23 protein-coding genes are annotated in these 19,295 nt (G+C 74.7%); 12 read left to right on the forward strand and 11 right to left on the reverse strand.

Annotation, left to right across the window (positions count from 1 at the left end; genetic code table 11):
* Window positions 1-133: 133 nt before the first annotated feature.
* Window positions 134-382, forward strand: a complete 249-nt coding sequence (locus BJ983_RS15225) for a WhiB family transcriptional regulator (protein ID WP_018333285.1) — start codon at window positions 134-136, stop codon at window positions 380-382.
* A gap of 191 nt (window positions 383-573) precedes the next feature.
* On the opposite strand, the gene BJ983_RS15230 is transcribed toward BJ983_RS15225, so the two are convergent.
* Window positions 574-2,055, reverse strand: coding sequence for a histidine kinase N-terminal domain-containing protein (locus tag BJ983_RS15230; RefSeq protein WP_179794551.1), 1,482 nt, complete (start codon window positions 2,053-2,055; stop codon window positions 574-576).
* A 55-nt stretch (window positions 2,056-2,110) separates the two neighbouring features.
* Between BJ983_RS15230 and BJ983_RS32710 the strand changes: the two genes are divergently transcribed.
* Window positions 2,111-2,185, forward strand: a complete 75-nt coding sequence (locus tag BJ983_RS32710) for a 50S ribosomal protein bL37 (protein WP_425484809.1) — start codon at window positions 2,111-2,113, stop codon at window positions 2,183-2,185.
* Window positions 2,186-2,262: 77 nt separating this feature from the next.
* On the opposite strand, the gene rsrA is transcribed toward BJ983_RS32710, so the two are convergent.
* Together rsrA and BJ983_RS15240 are read right to left on the reverse strand one after the other, a co-directional pair.
* Window positions 2,263-2,604, reverse strand: a complete 342-nt coding sequence (gene rsrA / locus BJ983_RS15235; RefSeq protein WP_179794552.1) for a mycothiol system anti-sigma-R factor — start codon at window positions 2,602-2,604, stop codon at window positions 2,263-2,265.
* Window positions 2,601-3,392, reverse strand: a complete 792-nt coding sequence (locus BJ983_RS15240; protein ID WP_179794553.1) for a sigma-70 family RNA polymerase sigma factor — start codon at window positions 3,390-3,392, stop codon at window positions 2,601-2,603. The genes rsrA and BJ983_RS15240 overlap by 4 nt, the downstream gene beginning before the upstream one ends.
* Window positions 3,393-3,519: 127 nt before the next feature.
* Between BJ983_RS15240 and BJ983_RS15245 the strand changes: the two genes are divergently transcribed.
* The 3 genes from BJ983_RS15245 to BJ983_RS15255 are packed head-to-tail and all read left to right on the forward strand — an operon-like array spanning window position 3,520 to window position 5,507.
* Entirely contained in the window at window positions 3,520-4,008 is a 489-nt protein-coding gene (locus tag BJ983_RS15245) for a YbaK/EbsC family protein (RefSeq protein ID WP_179794554.1), read from the forward strand.
* A 25-nt stretch (window positions 4,009-4,033) separates the two neighbouring features.
* On the forward strand, window positions 4,034-4,606 hold the full coding sequence (locus BJ983_RS15250; protein WP_179794555.1) for a TetR family transcriptional regulator: 573 nt from the start codon (window positions 4,034-4,036) through the stop codon (window positions 4,604-4,606).
* A gap of 55 nt (window positions 4,607-4,661) precedes the next feature.
* Window positions 4,662-5,507, forward strand: a complete 846-nt coding sequence (locus tag BJ983_RS15255; RefSeq protein WP_179794556.1) for an SCO4651 family lipoprotein — start codon at window positions 4,662-4,664, stop codon at window positions 5,505-5,507.
* A 28-nt stretch (window positions 5,508-5,535) separates the two neighbouring features.
* On the opposite strand, the gene BJ983_RS15260 is transcribed toward BJ983_RS15255, so the two are convergent.
* On the reverse strand, window positions 5,536-6,153 hold the full coding sequence (locus BJ983_RS15260; RefSeq protein WP_179794557.1) for an alpha/beta hydrolase family protein: 618 nt from the start codon (window positions 6,151-6,153) through the stop codon (window positions 5,536-5,538).
* The gene (locus tag BJ983_RS15265) at window positions 6,150-6,908 is read right to left on the reverse strand and encodes an SOS response-associated peptidase (RefSeq protein WP_179794558.1); all 759 of its coding nucleotides are present in this window, start codon (window positions 6,906-6,908) and stop codon (window positions 6,150-6,152) included. The genes BJ983_RS15260 and BJ983_RS15265 overlap by 4 nt, the downstream gene beginning before the upstream one ends.
* Window positions 6,909-6,936: 28 nt before the next feature.
* Here BJ983_RS15265 and aroA point away from each other — a divergent pair, with 28 nt between their 5' ends.
* Window positions 6,937-8,304 carry a 3-phosphoshikimate 1-carboxyvinyltransferase gene (gene aroA, locus BJ983_RS15270; RefSeq protein WP_179794559.1) on the forward strand — a complete coding sequence of 456 codons (1,368 nt, stop codon included), beginning with the start codon at window positions 6,937-6,939 and terminating at the stop codon, window positions 8,302-8,304.
* 61 nt (window positions 8,305-8,365) lie between these two features.
* The gene (rsgA, locus tag BJ983_RS15275) at window positions 8,366-9,379 is read left to right on the forward strand and encodes a ribosome small subunit-dependent GTPase A (RefSeq protein WP_179794560.1); all 1,014 of its coding nucleotides are present in this window, start codon (window positions 8,366-8,368) and stop codon (window positions 9,377-9,379) included.
* Here the strand turns inward: rsgA and BJ983_RS15280 are convergent.
* The 3 genes from BJ983_RS15280 to BJ983_RS15290 are packed head-to-tail and all read right to left on the reverse strand — an operon-like array spanning window position 9,376 to window position 11,259.
* Entirely contained in the window at window positions 9,376-10,287 is a 912-nt protein-coding gene (locus BJ983_RS15280; protein ID WP_343054195.1) for an esterase/lipase family protein, read from the reverse strand. The genes rsgA and BJ983_RS15280 overlap by 4 nt on opposite strands.
* A gap of 37 nt (window positions 10,288-10,324) precedes the next feature.
* Entirely contained in the window at window positions 10,325-10,789 is a 465-nt protein-coding gene (locus BJ983_RS15285) for a DUF3237 domain-containing protein (protein ID WP_179794561.1), read from the reverse strand.
* Entirely contained in the window at window positions 10,786-11,259 is a 474-nt protein-coding gene (locus BJ983_RS15290; RefSeq protein ID WP_179794562.1) for a phenolic acid decarboxylase, read from the reverse strand. The genes BJ983_RS15285 and BJ983_RS15290 overlap by 4 nt, the downstream gene beginning before the upstream one ends.
* 83 nt (window positions 11,260-11,342) lie before the next feature.
* On the opposite strand from BJ983_RS15290, the gene BJ983_RS15295 reads away from it, so the two are divergent.
* The 3 genes from BJ983_RS15295 to BJ983_RS15305 all read left to right on the forward strand — a co-directional run bounded on the left by BJ983_RS15295 (window position 11,343) and on the right by BJ983_RS15305 (window position 14,591).
* Entirely contained in the window at window positions 11,343-12,293 is a 951-nt protein-coding gene (locus BJ983_RS15295) for an SDR family NAD(P)-dependent oxidoreductase (protein WP_179794563.1), read from the forward strand.
* Window positions 12,294-12,309: 16 nt separating this feature from the next.
* Complete coding sequence (locus tag BJ983_RS15300; RefSeq protein WP_179794564.1) at window positions 12,310-13,545, forward strand: FAD-binding domain-containing protein; 1,236 nt, start codon at window positions 12,310-12,312, stop codon at window positions 13,543-13,545.
* 80 nt (window positions 13,546-13,625) lie between these two features.
* Window positions 13,626-14,591 (forward strand): patatin-like phospholipase family protein, encoded by a 966-nt coding sequence (locus tag BJ983_RS15305; protein ID WP_179794565.1) that lies wholly within the window; start codon window positions 13,626-13,628, stop codon window positions 14,589-14,591.
* 79 nt (window positions 14,592-14,670) lie between these two features.
* Here the strand turns inward: BJ983_RS15305 and BJ983_RS15310 are convergent, their stop codons facing one another.
* Genes BJ983_RS15310 through BJ983_RS15320 form a run of 3 tightly spaced genes read right to left on the reverse strand, consistent with a single transcriptional unit; the run spans window position 14,671 to window position 17,587 of the window.
* Window positions 14,671-15,189 (reverse strand): DUF6912 family protein, encoded by a 519-nt coding sequence (locus BJ983_RS15310; RefSeq protein WP_179794566.1) that lies wholly within the window; start codon window positions 15,187-15,189, stop codon window positions 14,671-14,673.
* Window positions 15,186-16,175 carry a patatin-like phospholipase family protein gene (locus tag BJ983_RS15315; RefSeq protein WP_179794567.1) on the reverse strand — a complete coding sequence of 330 codons (990 nt, stop codon included), beginning with the start codon at window positions 16,173-16,175 and terminating at the stop codon, window positions 15,186-15,188. The genes BJ983_RS15310 and BJ983_RS15315 overlap by 4 nt, the downstream gene beginning before the upstream one ends.
* Entirely contained in the window at window positions 16,172-17,587 is a 1,416-nt protein-coding gene (locus BJ983_RS15320) for a WS/DGAT/MGAT family O-acyltransferase (RefSeq protein WP_179794568.1), read from the reverse strand. The genes BJ983_RS15315 and BJ983_RS15320 overlap by 4 nt, the downstream gene beginning before the upstream one ends.
* 78 nt (window positions 17,588-17,665) lie before the next feature.
* Here BJ983_RS15320 and BJ983_RS15325 point away from each other — a divergent pair, with 78 nt between their 5' ends.
* Together BJ983_RS15325 and BJ983_RS15330 are read left to right on the forward strand one after the other, a co-directional pair.
* Entirely contained in the window at window positions 17,666-18,445 is a 780-nt protein-coding gene (locus tag BJ983_RS15325) for a TrmH family RNA methyltransferase (protein WP_179794569.1), read from the forward strand.
* A 132-nt stretch (window positions 18,446-18,577) separates the two neighbouring features.
* Complete coding sequence (locus BJ983_RS15330; protein ID WP_179794570.1) at window positions 18,578-19,183, forward strand: Rv3235 family protein; 606 nt, start codon at window positions 18,578-18,580, stop codon at window positions 19,181-19,183.
* Window positions 19,184-19,295 lie beyond the last annotated feature (112 nt).

Below are 19,295 nucleotides of genomic sequence, written 5' to 3' on the forward strand. Positions count from 1 at the left end.
GACCTCCCCGCACGTACGAGAACGCTACCGAGGACCGGCGAACATCGGTCCGCGGGATTCCGCCCCGACGGAATCACCCACGACGACGCAACCGGTGCGAACCCCGAGTCGCACCCAGCTGAGGAGAAGCACGATGGACTGGCGAAACGACGCTGCTTGCCGCGACGAGGACCCGGAACTGTTCTTCCCCATCGGGACGAGTGGCCCGGCTCTCACCCAGATCTCCCAGGCGAAGGCCGTCTGCCGTCGCTGCCCCGCGATGTCCGAGTGCCTGACCTGGGCCCTCGAGTCCGGCCAGGACGCCGGTGTCTGGGGCGGTGCCAGCGAGGACGAGCGCCGCGCCATGAAGCGCTACGGCGTGCGCATGGACGTCCAGGCCTGATCCGGCCTGCCGGGGACGGACGCTCGCTCCCCACGCGTCCGCCCCCTCGTGGTTGAGCGAAGGGCCCCGTCGGTCGACTCCTCGACCGGCGGGGCCCTTCGTTCGTCTCGTCCCCACCGCGTGAGGGGAACCCTCGTGCCACAAGAGCGCTCGAATCCTCCCCTCGCGAACGGCGTTCCCGACGGCGGGTCCTACCGGCCGGTGAGCGGGATGCGCAGCTCCGCGCGGGTGCCGCCGACGGGATCGGGGCGCAGCGACAGCGTGCCGCCGAGCTCCGAGTCGACGAGCGTGCGCACGATCTGCAGGCCGAGGCCGGGAGCCCGCTCCAGCGAGAACGTGTCCGGCAGGCCCCGGCCGTCGTCGACCACGTCGATCTGCAGCCGGCTCGCCGTCCGGGTGGCCACGATCCGCACCGTCCCGGAGGTCCCCTCTCCGAAGCCGTGCTCCAGCGCGTTGGACACCAGCTCGGTGACGACGAGGACCAACGGCGTCGCCATCACCGCCGGCAGCACCCCGGCGCGGCCCTCCCGGGCCATCGACACCCCGGCGCCGGGGCGCACCAGGTCGTTCATCATCGGCACCACGCCGGCGAGCACCTCGTCGATGTCGACCCGCTCGTCGACCGACGCGGCCAGGGACTCGTGCACGAGGGCGATCGACGCCACCCGGCGCATCGACTCGTTCAGCGCCGACCGGGCCTCCTCGTGCCGGGTCCGACGGGCCTGCAGGCGCAGCAGGGCGGCCACGGTCTGGAGGTTGTTCTTCACGCGGTGGTGGATCTCGCGGATCGTCGCGTCCTTGCTCATCAGCGCGCGGTCCCGCCGCCGCACCTCGGTGACGTCCCGGACGAGGACCAGCGCCCCGCCCGGCACCCCACGCGGGCGCAACGGCAGGGCCCGCAGCACCGCCGTGGCCCCCCGGCTCTCCAGCTCGGTCCGCGGCGAGGGGGTGCCGGCGAGCGCGTCCCGGAGCACCGAGACCGCCTCCGCCCCCTCGAACGGGTCGGCGGACACCCGGCGGGCGACGAGCGGCAGGTCCTCCCCGACCAGCTCGTCGGCCCATCCGAGCCGGTGGAAGGCCGAGGCCGCGTTCGGGCTGGCGTAGAGCACCGTGCCGGCGGCACTGACGCGCACGAGCCCGTCGCCCACGCGGGGCGAGGAGCGGCCCTCGTCGACCCCCTCCGGCGTCGGGAAGGTCCCGTCGGCGATCATCTGGCAGAGGTCGCCCGCGACCGCGAGGTAGGAGATTTCGAGGGTCGACGGGACGCGGGGCGCGGCGAGGTTGGTGTCCCGCCCGAGGACGGCGATGACGCGGCCGTTCCAGCCGACCGGCACCACCTCGCGCCGGATCGACCGGCCCCGGTGCCAGCGGGGCTGTTCCTCGCGGCGCATCGTCGTGTCGGCGAGCGCTCGGACCAGCTGCGGGTGCTGGGTGGCGGTCGCGGTGCCGCCCACCATGTCGTCGGGGTGGGCGGTCGGGGCGGTCGTCGGCCGGCTGTGCGCGACGCAGACGAACGAGGGCGGGCCGGTCTCGGTCACCGGCACCCACAGCAGGAAGTCGGCGAACGACAGGTCGGAGAGCAGCTGCCACTCCGAGGCGAGCCGCTGCAGGTGCGCGACCTCCTCGCCGGACAGCGAGGTGTGCGTGGCGAGCAGGAAGCTCAGCGTGCTCACGGCCGTCATCCAACCATCGGTGCGGCCCGTCGGACGCGCGTGGGAGAATCACCTCATGTCGAAGCGTGCACGCCAGAAGCGGGACCGCAAGAAGAAGGGCGCGAACCACGGCAAGCGTCCCAACAGCTGACGCGGTGTCGTTCCCCTCTCGGAACGACGAAGGGCCCCCGGATCATTCCGGGGGCCCTTCGTGTGTCCGGGCCGGGATCAGCCCCGGCGCCAGGTCTCCACGCGGGTGGAGTTGACCTCCACGACGGTGCCGCTCACCGTGTGCTCGACGCTGACCTGGGCCTGCTCGAGGACGGTCGACCGAATCCGCTCACGCAGCTTCTGGTGCAGCTCCTCGGGGGCGCGCTCGCCACCGCAGGTGCGGGCCAGGAGGGTCTTCACCTTCTCCTCGAGGCCGTAGCGCGCCAGGCACGGCCCGCACTCCTCCAGATGGCGGCGCAGCTGGGCGTCGCGCTCGGCGCCGCACTCGTGGTCGAGGAGCAGCCAGACCTCGGCGAGCACCTCGTCGCAGTCGGTCTCGTGGTGGTTGCCGCAGCTCATGCCTCGCTCACCCCGTTCCGGATGAACCCCCGGTCGCGCGCCGTGTCGGTCAGGGCCTCCCGCAGCTGCCGACGGCCGCGGTGCAGGCGCGACATCACGGTGCCGATCGGCGTCCCCATGATCTCGGCGATCTCCTTGTAGGCGAAGCCCTCGACGTCGGCGAGGTAGACCGCCATCCGGAAGTCGTCGGGCAGGGCCTGCAGCGCCTCGCGGATGTCGGTGTCCGGCAGCCGGTCCAACGCCTCGGCCTCGGCGCTCGGCAGGCCGGCCGACGAGTGCTCGGCCGACTGCGAGAGCTGGTAGTCGGTGATCTCGTCGGTCGAGTTCTGCTGCGGCTGCCGCTGCTTCTTGCGGTAGGTGTTGATGTAGGAGTTGGTGAGGATGCGGTAGAGCCAGGCCTTCAGGTTCGTCCCGGGCCGGAACGACGTGAAGGACGAGTAGGCCTTGAGCACCGTCTCCTGGACGAGGTCCTCCGCGTCGGGCGGGTTGCGGGTCATCCGCATCGCCGCCGCGTAGAGCTGGTCGACCATCGGCATCACGTCGCGCTCGAAGCGTTCGGCGCGTGCGGCAACCGTCTCTGTCTCCAGGTCCGCGGGCGTGGAGCCGCCCTGCTGCACGTCGGTCGACGACTCGTCGACCTCCGCCTGCTCGACCGCCTCGGACACCGCACTCCCTTCGCGCCACCGCTCGACGATGACGTCGGATCGCGGCGAGGTTACCCCGGTGGGCGTGCGGACACCCCCCTCGTCGGGGATGCGGAGCCGGATCGGGGTCCGCTCCATCGTCATGGCTGGCATGTCCGTGTCAACACGGTCCGGGGTGCGCGTGTTCCCGCGTCCCCCCGTGGCAGGACAGCGTCGTCGCTGTCGTCCAGTGGCAGGGAGTCCACGTCCTCGTACGTCCTAGGCTGCGCCCGTGGCCAAGCGATCCGCCGCCGGCACCCCGGCCCTCGCCCTGCTCGCGAAGGCCGGCGTCACGGTCACGACGCACACCTACGAGGCGCCGGGCGTCGCCGCGTACGGCACCGAGGCCGCGGACGCGCTGGGCCTGGACCACGCGCGGGTGTTCAAGACCCTGGTGGCCGAGGTCGACGGGAAGCCGGTGCTCGCGATGGTCCCGGTGTCGGGCTCGCTCGACCTCAAGGCGCTGGCCGCGGCGCGGGGCGGCAAGAAGGCGGTGATGGCCGACGTGGCGGTCGCCGAGCGGCTCACCGGGTCCGTCGCGGGCGGCATCTCCCCGCTCGGCTCGCGGACCCGTCTCCCGGTCGTCGTGGACTCCTCGGCGCTGCGCTTCGACACCGTCTTCTGCAGCGCCGGAAAGCGCGGCCTGCAGATGGAGATCGGCCCCTCCGACCTCGTCACGACGGCGGGGGCGACGACCGCCGCGGTCGCCTCCCCTGCGTGACCGAACGGTTGGTTACCCTCCCGGGATGCCGAAGGACGGGAGCGCGACCCGGCGGCGCCTGCTCGACGCGGCGACCGCGGAGTTCGCCGCGCGGGGGATCGCCGGGGCGCGGGTCGACCGCATCGCCGCCGCGGCCGAGGCGAACAAGGCCCAGATCTACGCGTGGTTCGACTCGAAGGACGGGCTGTTCGACGCCGTCTTCCACGAGCACCTCGCCCTGATCGTCGACCTCGTCCCGTTCGACGCGCGCGACCTCCCGGGCTACGCGGTCCGCCTCTACGACGCCTACCTCGAGCAGCCGGCGGTGATCCTGCTGGCGGTCTGGGCGCGGCTCGAGCGCGTCCCCACCGGGGACCTGCTCACCGCCGTCACCGACGAGGTCGCCCGCAAGCTCGACGCGGTCCGCGCGGCGCAGGCGGAGGGCCTCGTCGACCCCGCCTACGCGGCGGAGGACGTGTACTCGCTCGTCATCGCCCTGTCCATGACGTGGTCGCCGGCGGCCACCGTGATCGCCGCCGCGCCCGGGGACGCCGAACGCGACCACACCCGTCGTCGGGAAGCCCTGGCGCGGGCGGTGCGGGGGGCGCTCGGCCCCTGACCCGATCGGAGTACGCAGCCGGGACTGCGCCGGTCGGGCCGGTCTACTGGGCCGTATGCGCGTGTTCGTCGTCGTCCTCGTGCTCCTGGGCGTGCTGTCCGGGTGTACCTCCCTGGGGCTCGGCCGGGACGACACCGCGGCCGGGCAGGCGGCCCGCCCGGGCGCAACGACCGACGCGGGCGCGGCCGAGTCGATCCGCACCGCCGCCCGGGCGACCGCGGCGGCGGACGGCGCGACGGTCCGCGTCGCCTCCTCCGGTCCCGCTCGCGACCGCTCGATCACGACGACGGGCTCGGGCGTCCTGGACTTCCGCGGCCGGACCGCGTCGACCGCGCTGCGCCTCGGGGACCTGGGGCGGGTGGACGCGCTCGCCGTCGGGCGGACCGCCTACGGGGCCCTGCCGCCGCGCGCCATCAACGACATCTCCCGGGGCCGTCAGTGGGTCGCGGTCGCCCTCGACGACGTGGACACCGGTCTGTTCGCCGACACGGTCATCCAGCTCGGCTACGGCCTGACGGGCAACCCCGCGGACCTGATGACGCTCCTGCTGGCGATCCGCGACGAGGTCGTGGTGGTCGGGCCGGAGACGATCGCCGACGTCCCGACCGTCCACCTGCGCGGCACCGTCGACCTGGCCCGGCTGCGGGCCATCGCGCCGGACCTCGGTCCGGTGGTGGACCGGGCCCGGACCGAGCTCCAGCTGACGACGCTGCCGGTCGACGTGTGGCTCGACACCGAGGGCAAGGTCCGGCAGGTCACCGAGACGCTCGTCCCGGGGCAGGCCTCGACCACGACGACGCTGACCGACCTGCTCCCCCAGGCGACCGTCGTCGCACCGCCCGCGGAGATCGTGCGCGACCTCTTCCGGGAGCTCCGGGCGCGGGGTGGCTTCGCCCCGTGAGCACTCATCCGTGTCCTGGCCCGGATTTCTACCCACAGGGCGGCGCCACCTGCGCGATCCACGGGGCGACCGCGTCGCGGACCGGGCCCTGGGCACGCAGCGAGTGGTCCCCGCGCACGGTGACCACCTCGCGGTGCGCGGCGACCGGCGGGACCCCGAAACGGTCGCGGTCACCGGAGACGGCCAGCGCCGGGATGCCGGCCGCGTCGACGGCGTCGATCTCGGGCGAGCGGTCGGGCCGGGTGCCGTCCTTGCGGGCCGGGGCCAGCAGCGGGAAGGCCAGCGCCAGGACACCGACCGGACGCGGGTCCGCCACGACCGCCCCGCGGCACGCCACCCGCGCACCGGACGACCGGCCGCCGTGGACCTGCGGCACCCCCGGGAAGCGCGCGGTGAGCTCGGTCAGCACGCAGGCCCACGCCTCGTCGAGCTGCGGCGCCCGCGGCGGCGCCTTCCGACCGGCGACGCGGTAGGGCTGCAGGACCCGCGCGGCGACGAAGCCCGGTGCGGCCGCGACCGCCGCGAGCAGGTCGGGCGCCTCGATCCCCCCGCCCGCGCCGTGCCCGAGCACGAGCAGGCCACGCGGCTCGCCGTCGGGATGGTCGATCACCACCTCGGCCGGGCCGTGCGGGGTCTCGACGATCACGACGGGTTGACGGCTTCCAGGTCGAGGCCCTGCTGCTCGGGCTCCTCGTGGGCCTCCTCGATCAGCTCGGCGCCGTGGTTGCGCACGTTGTTGACCATCGAGGACACCTGGCGCATCCCGATCGCGGCCACCACCTCCTCGGAGGGGACCAGGAGGTCGGTGACGTCGTCGGCGTCGGGGTCCAGCCAGGCCGCCCAGCTCTCCCGCGGCAGCACCAGCGGCATGCGGTGGTGGATCTCGGTGAGCACGCCCGCGGAGGCCGTCGTCACCACCGTCGTCGAGATCAGCGGCGGCTCACCCTTCGCGGGCCGCCACGTCTCCCACAACCCGGCGAGCGCGAGCGGGCGCCCGTCGTCGTAGCTCATGAAGTACGGCGTCTTCTGCTTGCCGTCGCGCAGCCACTCGTACCAGCCGTCGGCCGGCAGGAGGCAGCGCCGGGAAGCGGCCGCGCGGCGGAACGCGGGCTTCTCGGTGAGCGACTCGGCCCGCGCGTTGATCATCTTGTTGCCGACCGACAGGTCCTTCGCCCACGACGGCACGAGGCCCCACCGCATGGCGCGCAGCGAACGCTCCACCGTCGACGGGTCGGGCGTGCCGTCGTCGGCGCGGGGATGGCGGTCGACGACGGCCGGGACGGTGAGGGTGGGCGCGACGTTGTACTCCGGCCCGATCGCCTCGCCGCCGGTCTCGTCGCGCGCGTCGAACTCCGCGGCCAGGTCGGCCGGGTCCTTGGCCAGGGCGTAGCGACCGCACATGGTTCCCGATCCTGCCAGGATGAGGGCCATGACCGCGTGGAGCGCCCCGACCGCCGACGGCCCGGTGCACGGCACGGTCGCCGTCCCCGGCTCGAAGTCGATCACCAACCGGGCCCTGCTCCTCGCCGCGCTCGCCACCGACGGGGTGACGCGCACCGTCTCCGGCGCCGCACGCTCGCGCGACACGACGCTGATGGTCGACGGCCTCGCCGCCCTGGGGGTCGACACGGCCACCGCTCCGGGCCGCGACGGCACGCTCGACGTCACGATCACCGCCCCCGCCCACCTGCGGGGAGGGCGGGTCGACTGCGGGCTCGCCGGCACGGTCATGCGGTTCCTCCCCCCGGCGGCCGCCCTGGCCGACGGTCCGGTGGAGTTCGACGGCGACCCGCACGCCCGGACCCGCCCGATGGGCGGCGTGCTCGAGGGCCTGCGCGGGCTCGACGTCGCCCTGGAGCCTGCCGACGCGGACCGCCTGCCGTTCACCGTCCTCGGCCGCGGCGGTGTGCGCGGAGGCGCGGTGACCGTCGACGCGTCGGCGTCCTCGCAGTTCGTCTCCGGCCTGCTGCTCTCCGGGCCCCGGTACGACGCCGGGCTCGCGGTCACCTCCTCGACGCCGGTCCCCTCGCTCCCCCACGTCGACATGACCGTGACGATGCTGCGCCTGGCGGGTGTCACGGTGACGTCGGAGGACTCGCGCTGGGCGGTCTCGGCGGGGCCGATCACGCCGGACCCGCGTTTCGTCGTGGAGCCCGACCTCTCGGGGGCGGCGGTCTACCTCGCCGCCGCGATGATCACCGGCGGGCGGGTGACGGTGGCGGGCTGGCCGGAGCGGCGGCCCGGGGCGAACCCGGAGCGGCACACGCAGTCCCGCCACGACCTGCCCGACCTGCAGCCGCTCGGCGCCGTCCGCCGCGCGCTCGAGGCGTTCGGGGCGACGGTCTCCGAGGGCCCCGACGGCCTGACGGCGCAGGGGCCCGACCGGCTCTCGGGCGCGGACGTCGACCTCGGCGAGATCGGCGAGCTCACCCCGACCGTCACGGCGCTGGCCATCGTGGCCTCGCTCGGCGGGCACGCCTCGCGGCTGCGCGGGGTCGCGCACATCCGCGGCCACGAGACCGACCGGCTCGCCGCGCTCGCCGCCGAGGCCGCGGCGATCGGCGCGCACGTCGCCGAGACCGAGGACGGTCTGGAGGTGCACCCGCCGTCGGGACCGCTGCGCCCGACCCGCCCGTGGGGCGCCTACGCCGACCACCGGATGGCGACGGCGGGCGCGCTGGTCGGCCTGGTGGTGCCCGGGCTGGAGATCGACGACGTGGCGGCGACGGGCAAGACCCTGCCGGACTTCGCGGACGACTGGTCGACGCTGGTGCGCGGGGCGGGGATCCCGGCGTGACGATGCGGCTCTCCTGCCACTGGATGACAGCAACGACGCTCTGCTGCCACCGGGGGACGCGATGAGCCCCCGCAGCGCCGCCGGGCGGTACGACGAGAGCGACGTCCGGATCCGGCCGGGCAAGGGCACCCGGCCCCGCTCCAAGCGCCGACCCGAGCACGCCGACGCGCGGCCGGCGATGGTCGTGGGCGTCGACCGCGGCCGCTGGACGTGCGCGCCGGACGACGAGCCGGAGGTCCGGATCATCGCGATGCGGGCCCGCGAGATGGGGCGCACCCCGGTGGTCGTGGGCGACCACGTGGACCTCGTCGGCGACACCACGGGCGCCGACGACACCCTCGCCCGGATCGTGCGCGTCGCCGACCGCACGAGCGTCCTGCGCCGCACCGCCGACGACACCGACCCCTACGAGCGCATCGTCGTCGCGAACGCCGACAAGCTCGTCATCGTCACCGCCCTCGCCGACCCGGTGCCCCGCACCGGCTTCGTCGACCGCTGCCTCGTCGCGGCCTACGCCGGCGGCCTCACCCCCGTGCTGTGCCTGACGAAGGCCGACCTCGCCGACCCGGGCCCCTTCGCCGCCGAGTACGCCGAGCTCGACCTCCCCGTCGTCGTGACCCGCTCCGACGAGGACCCCGGACCGCTGCGCGCGGTCCTGCGCGACCAGGTGTCGGCGCTGATCGGACACTCCGGCGTCGGCAAGTCGACGCTGGTCAACGCCCTGGTCCCGGATGCGGAGCGCGCGGTCGGGGTCGTCAGCGGGGTCGGCAAGGGGCGGCACACGTCCACCTCGGCGGTGGCGCTGAGCCTTCCCGACGGCGGATGGGTGGTCGACACCCCCGGCGTGCGGTCCTTCGGGCTCGCGCACATCTCCCCCGACGACGTCGTGGCCGCCTTCGGCGACCTCGCGACCGCCGTCGAGAACTGCCCGCGCGGGTGCTCCCACCTCGGCCCGCCCGCCGACCCGGAGTGCGCGCTCGACCCGCTGGTCGAGTCCGGCGCGCTCTCGGCCGGTCGGCTGGACGCGCTGCGCCGCGTGCTCACGGCGCTGCGCACCCCCGCCTGGGAGATCTAGCCGCGCAGGCCCCGCGGCGGCACCGGCAGGCACTGCACCGGCTGCGCGTGCGCGGGGTCGAGGGCGTTCGCGATGTGCTGCATGGTCACCGGGTCGTAGGCGACGGCGACGTGCTCGGCGAGGTCGGTCGGGCACCCGTCCTGCAGCACGATGTTCGTCGCGCCGTCGAGCAGCCCCGAGGTGTAGGGCACGACGAGCTCGTCGTAGCGGGTGAGGATCATCGTGTAGGTCACGCCCGGGACCTTCGGGCCGCCGTCGGAGTTCATGCGGCGAACGAAGTCCGACCCGGCGAGGAACTGGCGGCACGACGCGCACGCCTGGTCGAGGGAGGCGACGAGCACGGGGTCGAGGCCCAGCTCCTTGCCCGTCCGGTTCAGGAAGTCCAGGGCGAGCGTGTTCGTGCCCTGCCACAGCGGCGTCATCCCGACGTACCGGTCGACGTACCGGGAGCCGCCGAGGAACTTCACGTAGTAGTCCGGCATCAGCGAGCCCTCGGAGTGGCCGACGACGTCGACCTTCTGCGCCGTCGTCGCGGTCCGGACCCGCTGGACGAACGTCGCGAGCTCCTGCGCGCTGCGCTCCATCGGCGCGAGGCCGCCGACGAGACCGACCGGCGGCGGGAGCAGCGCGTTCTGCCCGTAGGTCAGCGAGAAGACGCAGTACCCGCGGGCCTTCAGCTGCGGGGCGATGTACTGCCAGTTGTCGAACTGCGTCGCGAGGAGGCCGTGCACCAGGACGACGGGGTTCGGGTGCTGCGCGGTCGGGCGGCAGGAGAAGTCGTTCGACCCGGGCGGCGACGGCGCCAGCAGGTCCGCGCCGGGCGCGGCCTGCGCCGGCGCGGCGAGCACGAGGGCGGCCACGAGGGCCGTCACGGCGGTCAGCAGGATCGCGCGCAGGCGGCTCGTCACACAGGCGACAACGGCGCCGATCGGGTGAGGATGCGGGTCAGGTCATCGCGTACAGGTCGTAGACGACCTGCGACGCGCGCCGCTGTGCCACGGCCACCGTGAGGAGCCGGGTCATCCAGCCGTATGCCGGCGCCGACGTCTCGAACGTCGCGTGGACGCGGAAGTAGTACGACGACGGGTCGGGCTCCTCGCCGCGCGCGAGGGCGGCCAGGACCTCCGGCGGACCGGACCGGACACCCGCCGTCCGGATGAAGACGTCCGCGCCGTCGTCGGAGCGCAGCAGGTAGCGGGTGTCGATCGTGGTGGCCCCGTCGGCCTGGATCACCTGCCAGTCGGCGCCGCCGGGCACGACGACGCCGGTGAACCGCTCCCCGGTGACGCGGCCGCCGACGATCGGCACGATGCGGCGGTGGCCCGCGTCGGTGACGCCGAGGTCGACCGGGACGTCCAGGTCGACCTCGACGTGGGCCAGGTACGCCAGGCCGGGCACGGGCAGCGTCATGACCGGCGAGGCTCCCCGCCGGCCGGGGGCTCGGAGATGACCGACTCGTCGTCGGGACCCGGGTCCTCGAGCAGCGTGATCTCGCTGGGCTCGTCGATCACCTCGATGGGATAGGTGGGCCCGGCGTCGCGCCGGCGCGCCATCTCGTCGAGGTGGTCGTTCTGGAAGCAGACCGTGGCCTGCGGGTCGTCGACCACCCAGCGCGGGAAGAAGATCGTGCCGTGGGTGACCCGGTGCTCCAGGTCGGCCACGATCGACACGCTCGTGCCGGTCGGCTCGGTCCAGTGCACGGTGTGGACGCCCTCGCGGAGCCGCGACACGTACGCGCGCTGGTCGCGCACCCAGCGGCCGCCGACCAGCCCGGAGTGGATGCGGTAGTCGACGGTGGTCTCGTTCTTGACGTACAGCTCGTACTCCCAGCCGTTGGCGTAGGTGTAGACCAGCCGCTTGCCCACGATCGTGTCGCTCACGGAGATCGAGTACCCGCTGCCCGCCGAACGAGCGTGCTACGTTGGAAACCAACCAGATGGTTACTGACGACGAGGAGACCCCGATGGGCATCACGACGGCGTTCGACGCCCGCAGCACCGCCCTGGAGGTCGTCGAGGGCGTCGACCTCACCGGCCGCACGGCCGTCGTCACCGGCGCCGCCTCGGGCATCGGGGTGGAGACGGCGCGGGCGCTGGCGGCGGCGGGCGCGACGGTGACGGTGGCGGCGCGGTCGGTCGAGGCCGCGGAGCGGACGGTCGAGGACATCCGGTCGACCACCGGCAACCCGTACGTGCAGGCCGCCCGGCTCGACCTCACCGACCTGGACTCGGTCCGCGCCTTCGTCGACGCCTGGAGCGGCCCGCTGCACCTGCTCGTGAACAACGCGGGGGTGATGGACACCCCGGAGACCACCACCGCCTACGGCTGGGAACTGCAGTTCGCGACCAACCACCTCGGACACATGGCCCTCACCCTCGGGCTGCACGACGCGCTCGCGGCCGCGGGCGACGCCCGGGTGGTGGTCGTGTCCTCCAGCGGCCACGGCAGCTCGCCCGTGGTGTTCGACGACCTCTTCTTCGAGCGCCGCGCCTACGACCCCGGGCTCGCCTACGGCCAGTCCAAGACCGCCAACGTGCTCTTCGCCGTCGAGCTCACCCGCCGGTGGGCGGCCGACGGGATCACCGCGAACGCGCTCATGCCCGGCGGCATCTGGACCGGGCTGCAGAAGCACTGGGACCCGCAGGTGATCGAGGAGCTGTCGGTGACCGCGGCGTCGATCATGAAGACCCCGGAGCAGGGCGCGGCGACCTCGGTGCTGCTGGCCGCGTCCCCGGAGCTGGCGGGAGTCGGGGGGCGGTATTTCGAGGACTGCCACGAGGCCGAGGTCGTGGACGAGATCCAGGACGGCATCCACGGCGTGCGGGCGTACGCGCTGGACCCCGAGGCCGCCGAGCGGCTGTGGGACGTCTCGCTGGCGCTGCTGGAGAAGGCCGGATGGGACATCCGCGGCTGAGCGGGTACGCCCCCGTGTGCAGCTGCCCGTCCCGGACACCGGACCCGACGCCGCCGTCGACTTCGTCTCCCAGCACCTCGGGGACCTGACCTGCGACACCCCGGCCGCGTCGGGCGCGTTCCGGGGCGGGCAGACGGCGGCGGACATCGCGCTCGACGCGCTCGACGTCGGGAACTACGCCCGCCGGCGCAACGACGTCTGGCCGCCGGAGCGCCGCGGCGCCTCCCGGATGTCGCCGTACATCCGCCACGGGCTGCTGCCGCTGCCCACGCTGTGGGAGCACGTCGCCGACGCCCCGCAGCGCGACCGCACGAAGTACCGCGACGAGCTCGCCTGGCAGGAGTACGCCCGCCACGTCTACGCCCGGATCGGCCCGGCCCTGGGTGACGACCTGCGCGCCCGCCCGCCGCGCCCGCCCGAGACCTGGGACGACCCCTGGCCCCGGGACATGAACTGCATGGACGTCAACCTCACCGAGCTGCACGGCGACGGGTGGCTGGTCAACCAGTGCCGGATGTGGCTCTCCAGCCAGTGGACGGTGCGGGCCGGGGCGCTGTGGCGCGACGGCGAGGACGCGTTCTTCACCCATCTGCTCGACGGGTCCCGGGCCGCGAACCGGCTCGGCTGGCAGTGGACGGTCGGCACCGGGACCGGCAAGGCGTACGGCTTCTCCCGCAACCAGGTGGAGAAGCGGGCCCCGAAGCTGTGCGCGGAGTGCGCCCTGAACGCCGACTGTCCGGTGCAGGACTGGCCGCCCGAGCAGCGCACGACGCGGATCGAGCCGCCGGAGTCGCTCCGCTCGGACCCCGACCCGGAGTCGACCGGCGGCCCCTCGTCGTCCCCCGAGGACGGCGACGTCGAGGCGGTGTGGCTGACCGCGGAGTCGCTCGGGGACGACGACCCGGCCCTGGCCGCCCACCCCGACGCCCCCGCGGTCTTCGTGTTCGACGAGCCGCTGCTCGCCCGCCTGCGCCTGTCCGGCAAGCGACTGGTCTTCCTGACGGAGACGCTGTCCGACCTGGCCACGCGGCGTCCGGTCGAGCTGTACCGCGGTCGCGTGCCCGAGGAGCTGTCCGGACGACGGGTCGCGGTCACCTTCGCCCCCGTCCCGGGCTTCCGACGCCGGTCGGCGGCCGTCGACCCGGTCGAGGTGCACCCGTGGCCGTGGCTCTTCCGCCCCCGCGGCGGGCGGCTGCAGAGCTACACCGCCTGGCGCAAGGGGATGCCCCAGCGGCCGGACGGGGTCGGCTGACCGTCCCGCCCACGTCGGGTGCGCAGGCACTCCCCCGAGTGCCGCGACTAGCGTCCGCGCGCCCGGGGCATCACCCCCTCGTGCCCCGAGTCGCCATCGCCTGTCAGGGCGGCGGCAGCCAGACGGCGTTCACCGCCGGCGTGCTGCGGCCGTTGCTGCGCTCCCCCGACGTCGAGCCCGTCGCCTTCACCGGGACCTCCGGCGGCGCGATCTGCGCCCTGCTCGCCTGGTACGGCTGGCGCACCGGCGGGCCGCGCCGGGCCGTCGAGCTGCTGGACGGCTTCTGGCGGGACAACGCGGCCACGTCCCCGCTCGACGCGGTGTCCAACGCCGTCGGGGTGGGCCTGCTCCGACTGCGCGACCTCGGGGTGCTGCCGCTGCCCGCGTTCGACCCGTACCGGTTCCCGGAGATCGCCCGCGGCCGGCTGCAGGACCTCCTCGAACGGTGGGTGGACTTCCGACTGCTCGCCGCGCTGCCCCGGAACGAGGGCCCCGTCCTGCAGATCGGGGCCGTCGAGGTGCGCAGCGGCGCGTTCCGGCGCTTCGACTCCCGGCGCGGGGAGATCACCGTGGAGACGGTGCTCGCGAGCGCCGCGATCCCGACCCTCTTCCGCGCCGTCGACACCGGCGACGGCGTGTACTGGGACGGCGTGTTCTCGGAGAACCCGCCGGTGCGCGACCTCCCGGCCCTCGCCCCGGACGCCCTCTGGATCGTCCAGCTCTTCCCGCAGCGCATCGACGTCGAGCCCCGGACGCCGGGCGCGATCGCCGACCGGCGCGCGGAGCTGACCGCGAACCTGTCGCTGGAGCAGGAGATCGACGCGATCCAGAAGATCAACGAGTTCGTCCGCGCGGGCTACCTCGACGGGGCCGGGTACCGCGAGGTGGGCATCGAGCGCATCCAGCTCGACCGGCGGCTCGACTCGGCGTCGGCGGCCGACCGGTCGCCGGCCTTCCTGGAGGGGCTGATCGCCGACGGAGTGCAGGCCGGGGAGGCGTTCCTGGCGCGCTCCGTCCCTGCGGCCGTCCGCGCGACCGGGACCTGATCCGCGACGTTCACACCAGGCAGGCCGGAGCGCCCGGGAACCTGCCTCACGTCGACCTCGCCGCGGGCACCCCGCGCGCTCACCCGCCGTCGGGAACGTCCAGCTCCAGCAGGAACGGGAGTTCCTGGACGCCGTACCAGGCGAGGTCGTGGTCCTCGGCGTCCCCGAGCGCGAGCTCGGCGTCCTCGTCGCCGAGGTCGGCCGCGTCGATGACCGCCGCGGCGCGCCGGACGGCGTCCTCGGCGTCGACGAGGTCGAGGTGGATCGCGGCGAGCTTCCCGCTCGGGATCGGGCCCGCGACCCGGACGACGGCCGCGTCGAGGTCCGGGCGCAGCGTCACGTCGTCGACGTCCGCGGCGACCACCGCCCGGCGGGCGGGGGTCTCCGGGTCCGCCGCGAGCTCGGTGGCGAGCAGCCGCAGCGAGGCGCGGGCGGCCTCGGTCATCGCGACGTACTCCAGCTCCTCCTCGTCGCCCGCGAGGTAGGACTCGCGCAGCCCCGGGGTCAGCGCGAACGCGGTGCCCGAGAGCGGCTGGACGTGCCCGTCGGCCAGCAGCCGCCGCAGTCCGCCGACCGTGGTCGGGATGTAGATCCTCACGTGTCCCGGTCCTTCCGCGACCACCACTGCGCCGTCGTGCGCAGCGCGGTCCGCACCACGTCCGCCTGACGGCGGGCGTCCATGACGTTCCATCCCATCACCGCGCGTTCCTCGGGCCCCGGGGCGTGCGAGGTGACCGTCAGGCCGGCCTCGCGGAGCCGGGCGATCTCCCGGGCGCTGCGGGCCCCGACCATGCCACGGAACAACCCGTCCGCCGCAGCCCCCACCCCCGTCAGGTGGGCGCGACCGCGGCGCGCGAGCGGCACCAGCACGAGCGCCTCGTCGAGCGCGGGCATGTCCGACCCGAGCAGCAGGTCCGCCGAGGTCGCCGAGCACACCCCGCCGTCGACGTAGCGGCGTCCCCCGATGCGCACCGGGGAGAACCAGCCCGGCACCGCGCACGAGGCACTCGCGGCCTCCGCGCACGACGCGGGGGGCGCACCCTGGCGTCCGAACGGCACCCGGGCGCCGCTGTCGTAGTCGGTGGCGACGATCCGCAGCTCGGGGGCCGTCGGGGGTGCGGGCCACGTCTCGGGGGCGAAGGAGGAGACGAGCCGGATCACCCCGGTGGTGTCCGCCCGGCCGATCGGCAGCAGGGCCGAGGCGACCGCGAACGGCGGGAAGCGTCGCGGGTGCCGGGCGACCTCACGCAGCAGCCGCACCGAACCCGGCCCGACCCGCGGCAGCGGCGGGAGCCCGCCCCGCGCTCCCCGGCGCCTCGGTCGCGTTCCCGACGGCGGGTGCTCCCGCGGCTCGAGCAGGTGGGCCACCAGGTCGTCGACGGCGACCCCGCTGGCGAGCGCCGAGGCGACGATCGACCCGGCGGACGTCCCGATGATCACGTCGGCGTCGCGCACGTCGAGGCCGGTGTGCTGCTGCCAGGTCGACAGCGCGGCCACCGTCCAGGCGTAGCCCAGCGAACCGCCGGTGCCGAGGACGAGCGCCCGGCGCGAGAGCGTCCGGTCGGGGCGCTCGCTCCCGCTCACCGCGGCACCGTGGCGACGAGCTCGGCCAGCGCCTCCGTCACGAGGTCGCCGAACTCGTCGACGTCGGCCATCGAGTCCCGGTCGGCGTTGAAGCCGTAGAACACCCCGCCGTCGTAGGAGGTCAGACCCACCGCGAGGGACTGGCCCTTGGCGAGCGGCACGACCGGATACATCTCGAGCATCCGCGCCCCACCCGCGTAGAGCGGGTGCTGCGGGCCGGGCACGTTCGAGACGACGACGTTGAACAACCGCCGCGACAGCCCGCTCGCGGCGCGGGCCCCGAGCGCGTGCAGCGTCGGCGGCGCGAACCCGCCCACCCGGACCAGCGCGTTCGCGCCGACGGACTGCCCGGACTGCTTGTGCTCGCGCATCGCGTGCGCGACGTGGTGCATCCGCAGCACCGGGTTCGGCTCGCCCACCGGGAGGTCCACGAGGTACGAGGCGATCCGGTTGCCCAGCAGCCCGCTGCCGCTGATCGCGCCGGTCGCCGCCGCCTCGCCGCGCACCGAGAGCGGGACCATCGCGCGCATCGTCGTCGTCGGGGTCACCGAGGCCCCACGGGAGAGCAGCCAGTTGCGCATGGCTCCCGCGATGACCGTGAGCACGACGTCGTTGATGGTGCCGCCGTGGGCACGGCGGACGGCGCGGTAGTCCTCCAGCTCGGTGCGCGCGTGGGCGAAGCGCCGCTGGGTCGAGATCGGCACGTTGAGCGGGCTGGTCGGGGCCGGGCGCACCGCGGTGCGCACGGCGGACAGGAGGCCCCCGGCCACGCCTGCGACCTTCGTGACGGTGTCGGCGGCGTCGCGCATCGCCGCGTGCGCGGCCTCCACGGCGTTGCCGGGGCGCGCGACCGCCTCTCCCACCGCGTCGAACACGAGCTTCCAGGGCGGCGGCTCGGGCCGCGCGACCCAGTCGTCGTCGGCCTCGCCGCGACCCTCGGGCGAGTCGTCGAGCACGACCTGGGTGATGTCGATCGAGGCGATCCCGTCGACCATCGCCTGGTGGGTCTTCGTCACGATCGCGACCCGGCCCCCGGAGAGCCCGTCGACGAGGTACATCTCCCACAGCGGCCGCGTGTGGTCGAGCGGGCGCGACATGAGGCGCGCGACCAGCTCGTTCAGCGCCCGGTCGGTGCCCGGACCAGGCAGCGCGGAGCGCCGCACGTGGTAGGTGACGTCGAAGTCGGTGTCGTCCACCCACACCGGACGGGCCACGCCGTACGGGATCTGCTTGATCTTCTGCCGGTAGCGCGGGACCAGCCCGATGCGCCCGGAGATGAGCTCGACGAGCCGCTCGTAGTCGAAGCCGGACCGGGGCTTGCGGAAGACGGCGACGCTGCCGACGTGCATCGGCGTCGTCGGCTGGTCCATGTAGAGGAACGAGGCGTCCAGGGCCGTGAGGCGGTCCGGCATGGCCTCGATCCTCGCACGAGGGCGGGGGTGACCCGTCTGACACAGTGGACTGCGATGCCGCCCTCCCACCGACCCGCGATGCCACCTGCAGCGCCTGACGACGAGGTCTCCCCCAAGGACCGGTTCGTGACCGTCTACGGCCGCAAGCCGGTGCTCGAGGCCCTCACCGACCGCGCCCTGGAGGTCGACAAGGTCGTGCTCGCCGAGGGGGTCGACCAGCGCGCCGTGCGGCTGATCCTCGACGCCGCGCGCTCGCGCGGGGTCCGCGTGACGCGCGCCTCCGCCCAGCGGGTGAAGGTCCTCGCGGGCAACGGCCGGCAGGACCAGGGGGTCATCGCCGACGTCGTCGCCCCCGGCATGCGGACCGTCGAGCGGTTCCTCGCCGAGCTGGGCCCGGACGCGCCCGCCCGGGTGCTGGTCCTCGACGGGCTCACCAACCCGGCGAACGTCGGCATGATCCTGCGGTCCGCGACCGCGGCCGGACTGGAGGGCGTCCTGCTCCCCCGCCGCGGCCTCCCCTCGATCGACCCGCTGGTGGTCAAGGCCTCCGCGGGCGTCGCGTTCCACGCCCCGGTGCTGCGGGCCGGGACCGCCGCGGCCGGCCTGGCCGCCCTGGCCGAGGCCGGGTTCGTGCTGCTCGGGCTGGACGGTGGCGGAGCGACCTCGCTGTTCGACGCCGAGCTCGCCCCCCGCACGGCCCTCGTGGTCGGCGGGGAGACCGACGGCCTCACCGAGGAGGTCCGCGGCGAGCTGCACGGGACGGTGGTGATCCCGATGGCCGGGGGCGTCGAGTCGCTGAACGCGGCGTGTGCGGCCACCCTCGCGTGCTTCGAACTGACCCGGCGCTTTACCCCGTGACGAGATCGTCCAAACCGGCCCCGGCCGACGATCTCCGCTCCTAGAGTCGGGTCCGTCCGCGGAGCCCTCCCGATCCGCGGACGGCGGGCGCCGACCGGTGCCCGCGGACGATCGCACCGGGAGGACACGGCCATGAGCGTCGCGGCACACGACCCCGCACCGGCGTCGACGGGAGGCGACACCGGACGCGGGAGGCCCGAGGTCACGACGCCGGGCGTCCGGCCGCGGGCCGGGCGGGTCTGCGCCGCGCCCCGGCTGGCGCGCCGGATGGACCGACGGCCGGCGCCGCGGCTGCGGTCGTTGCAGGCCGTCCGGGCCGTGCCCGTGGCGCGGGCGGAGCCGGAGCCGGCTCCCGAGGTCACCTCCACCGCCTGGGACGCGGCGATGGAGGCGGCCCGCTCGCAGGTGGGCCCGGTGGCCCTCCGGGTGCTCTCGGCCGTCGCCGAGGTGCTCGACGGGCGGCGTCCGGTCGGTCATCTCGAGGGCGTCTGTCCCGCCGGAATCCTGCCGGTGGTGCGGGCGGCGGCGCGTCGACCCGCCGTCCGGGGCACGCGTGTGCGCGGGCTCCGGATGTGCCCGCTGGTGACGACGGGGGCCGCCCCCGCGCTCGCCGTGGAGGTCGCGGGCGCCCTCTGTCCGCCGGCCGGCCGCGGGACGGCCGGGCGGACCCGTGCCGTGGCCGCCCGGTTCGAGCGGCACGACGACGCCTGGCGGCTCACCGAGCTGGTCGTGGGCTGAGGGCGGGCCGCCCCGACGCGAGTGCGGCGGAGTGCGTCAGGGGTGACGCACTCCGCCGCACTCGCTCGGGCCGGGGGTCGGGCGGGTGCCGCCCGGGGCCGCACTCCCTCGG

Source organism: Actinomycetospora corticicola (assembly GCF_013409505.1).
Classification (GTDB): domain Bacteria; phylum Actinomycetota; class Actinomycetes; order Mycobacteriales; family Pseudonocardiaceae; genus Actinomycetospora; species Actinomycetospora corticicola.

What these genes read in the sequence shown, in the direction of transcription:
- BJ983_RS15225 (WP_018333285.1), top strand. Translation starts at nt 134, where the DNA reads ATGGACTGGCGAAACGACGCTGCTTGCCGCGACGAGGACCCGGAACTG.
- rsrA (WP_179794552.1), bottom strand. Translation starts at nt 2,604, where the DNA reads ATGAGCTGCGGCAACCACCACGAGACCGACTGCGACGAGGTGCTCGCC.
- BJ983_RS15240 (WP_179794553.1), bottom strand. Translation starts at nt 3,392, where the DNA reads ATGACGATGGAGCGGACCCCGATCCGGCTCCGCATCCCCGACGAGGGG.
- BJ983_RS15250 (WP_179794555.1), top strand. Translation starts at nt 4,034, where the DNA reads ATGCCGAAGGACGGGAGCGCGACCCGGCGGCGCCTGCTCGACGCGGCG.
- BJ983_RS15255 (WP_179794556.1), top strand. Translation starts at nt 4,662, where the DNA reads ATGCGCGTGTTCGTCGTCGTCCTCGTGCTCCTGGGCGTGCTGTCCGGG.
- BJ983_RS15265 (WP_179794558.1), bottom strand. Translation starts at nt 6,908, where the DNA reads ATGTGCGGTCGCTACGCCCTGGCCAAGGACCCGGCCGACCTGGCCGCG.
- aroA (WP_179794559.1), top strand. Translation starts at nt 6,937, where the DNA reads ATGACCGCGTGGAGCGCCCCGACCGCCGACGGCCCGGTGCACGGCACG.
- rsgA (WP_179794560.1), top strand. Translation starts at nt 8,366, where the DNA reads ATGAGCCCCCGCAGCGCCGCCGGGCGGTACGACGAGAGCGACGTCCGG.
- BJ983_RS15285 (WP_179794561.1), bottom strand. Translation starts at nt 10,789, where the DNA reads ATGACGCTGCCCGTGCCCGGCCTGGCGTACCTGGCCCACGTCGAGGTC.
- BJ983_RS15295 (WP_179794563.1), top strand. Translation starts at nt 11,343, where the DNA reads ATGGGCATCACGACGGCGTTCGACGCCCGCAGCACCGCCCTGGAGGTC.
- BJ983_RS15320 (WP_179794568.1), bottom strand. Translation starts at nt 17,587, where the DNA reads ATGCCGGACCGCCTCACGGCCCTGGACGCCTCGTTCCTCTACATGGAC.
- BJ983_RS15325 (WP_179794569.1), top strand. Translation starts at nt 17,666, where the DNA reads ATGCCACCTGCAGCGCCTGACGACGAGGTCTCCCCCAAGGACCGGTTC.
- BJ983_RS15330 (WP_179794570.1), top strand. Translation starts at nt 18,578, where the DNA reads ATGAGCGTCGCGGCACACGACCCCGCACCGGCGTCGACGGGAGGCGAC.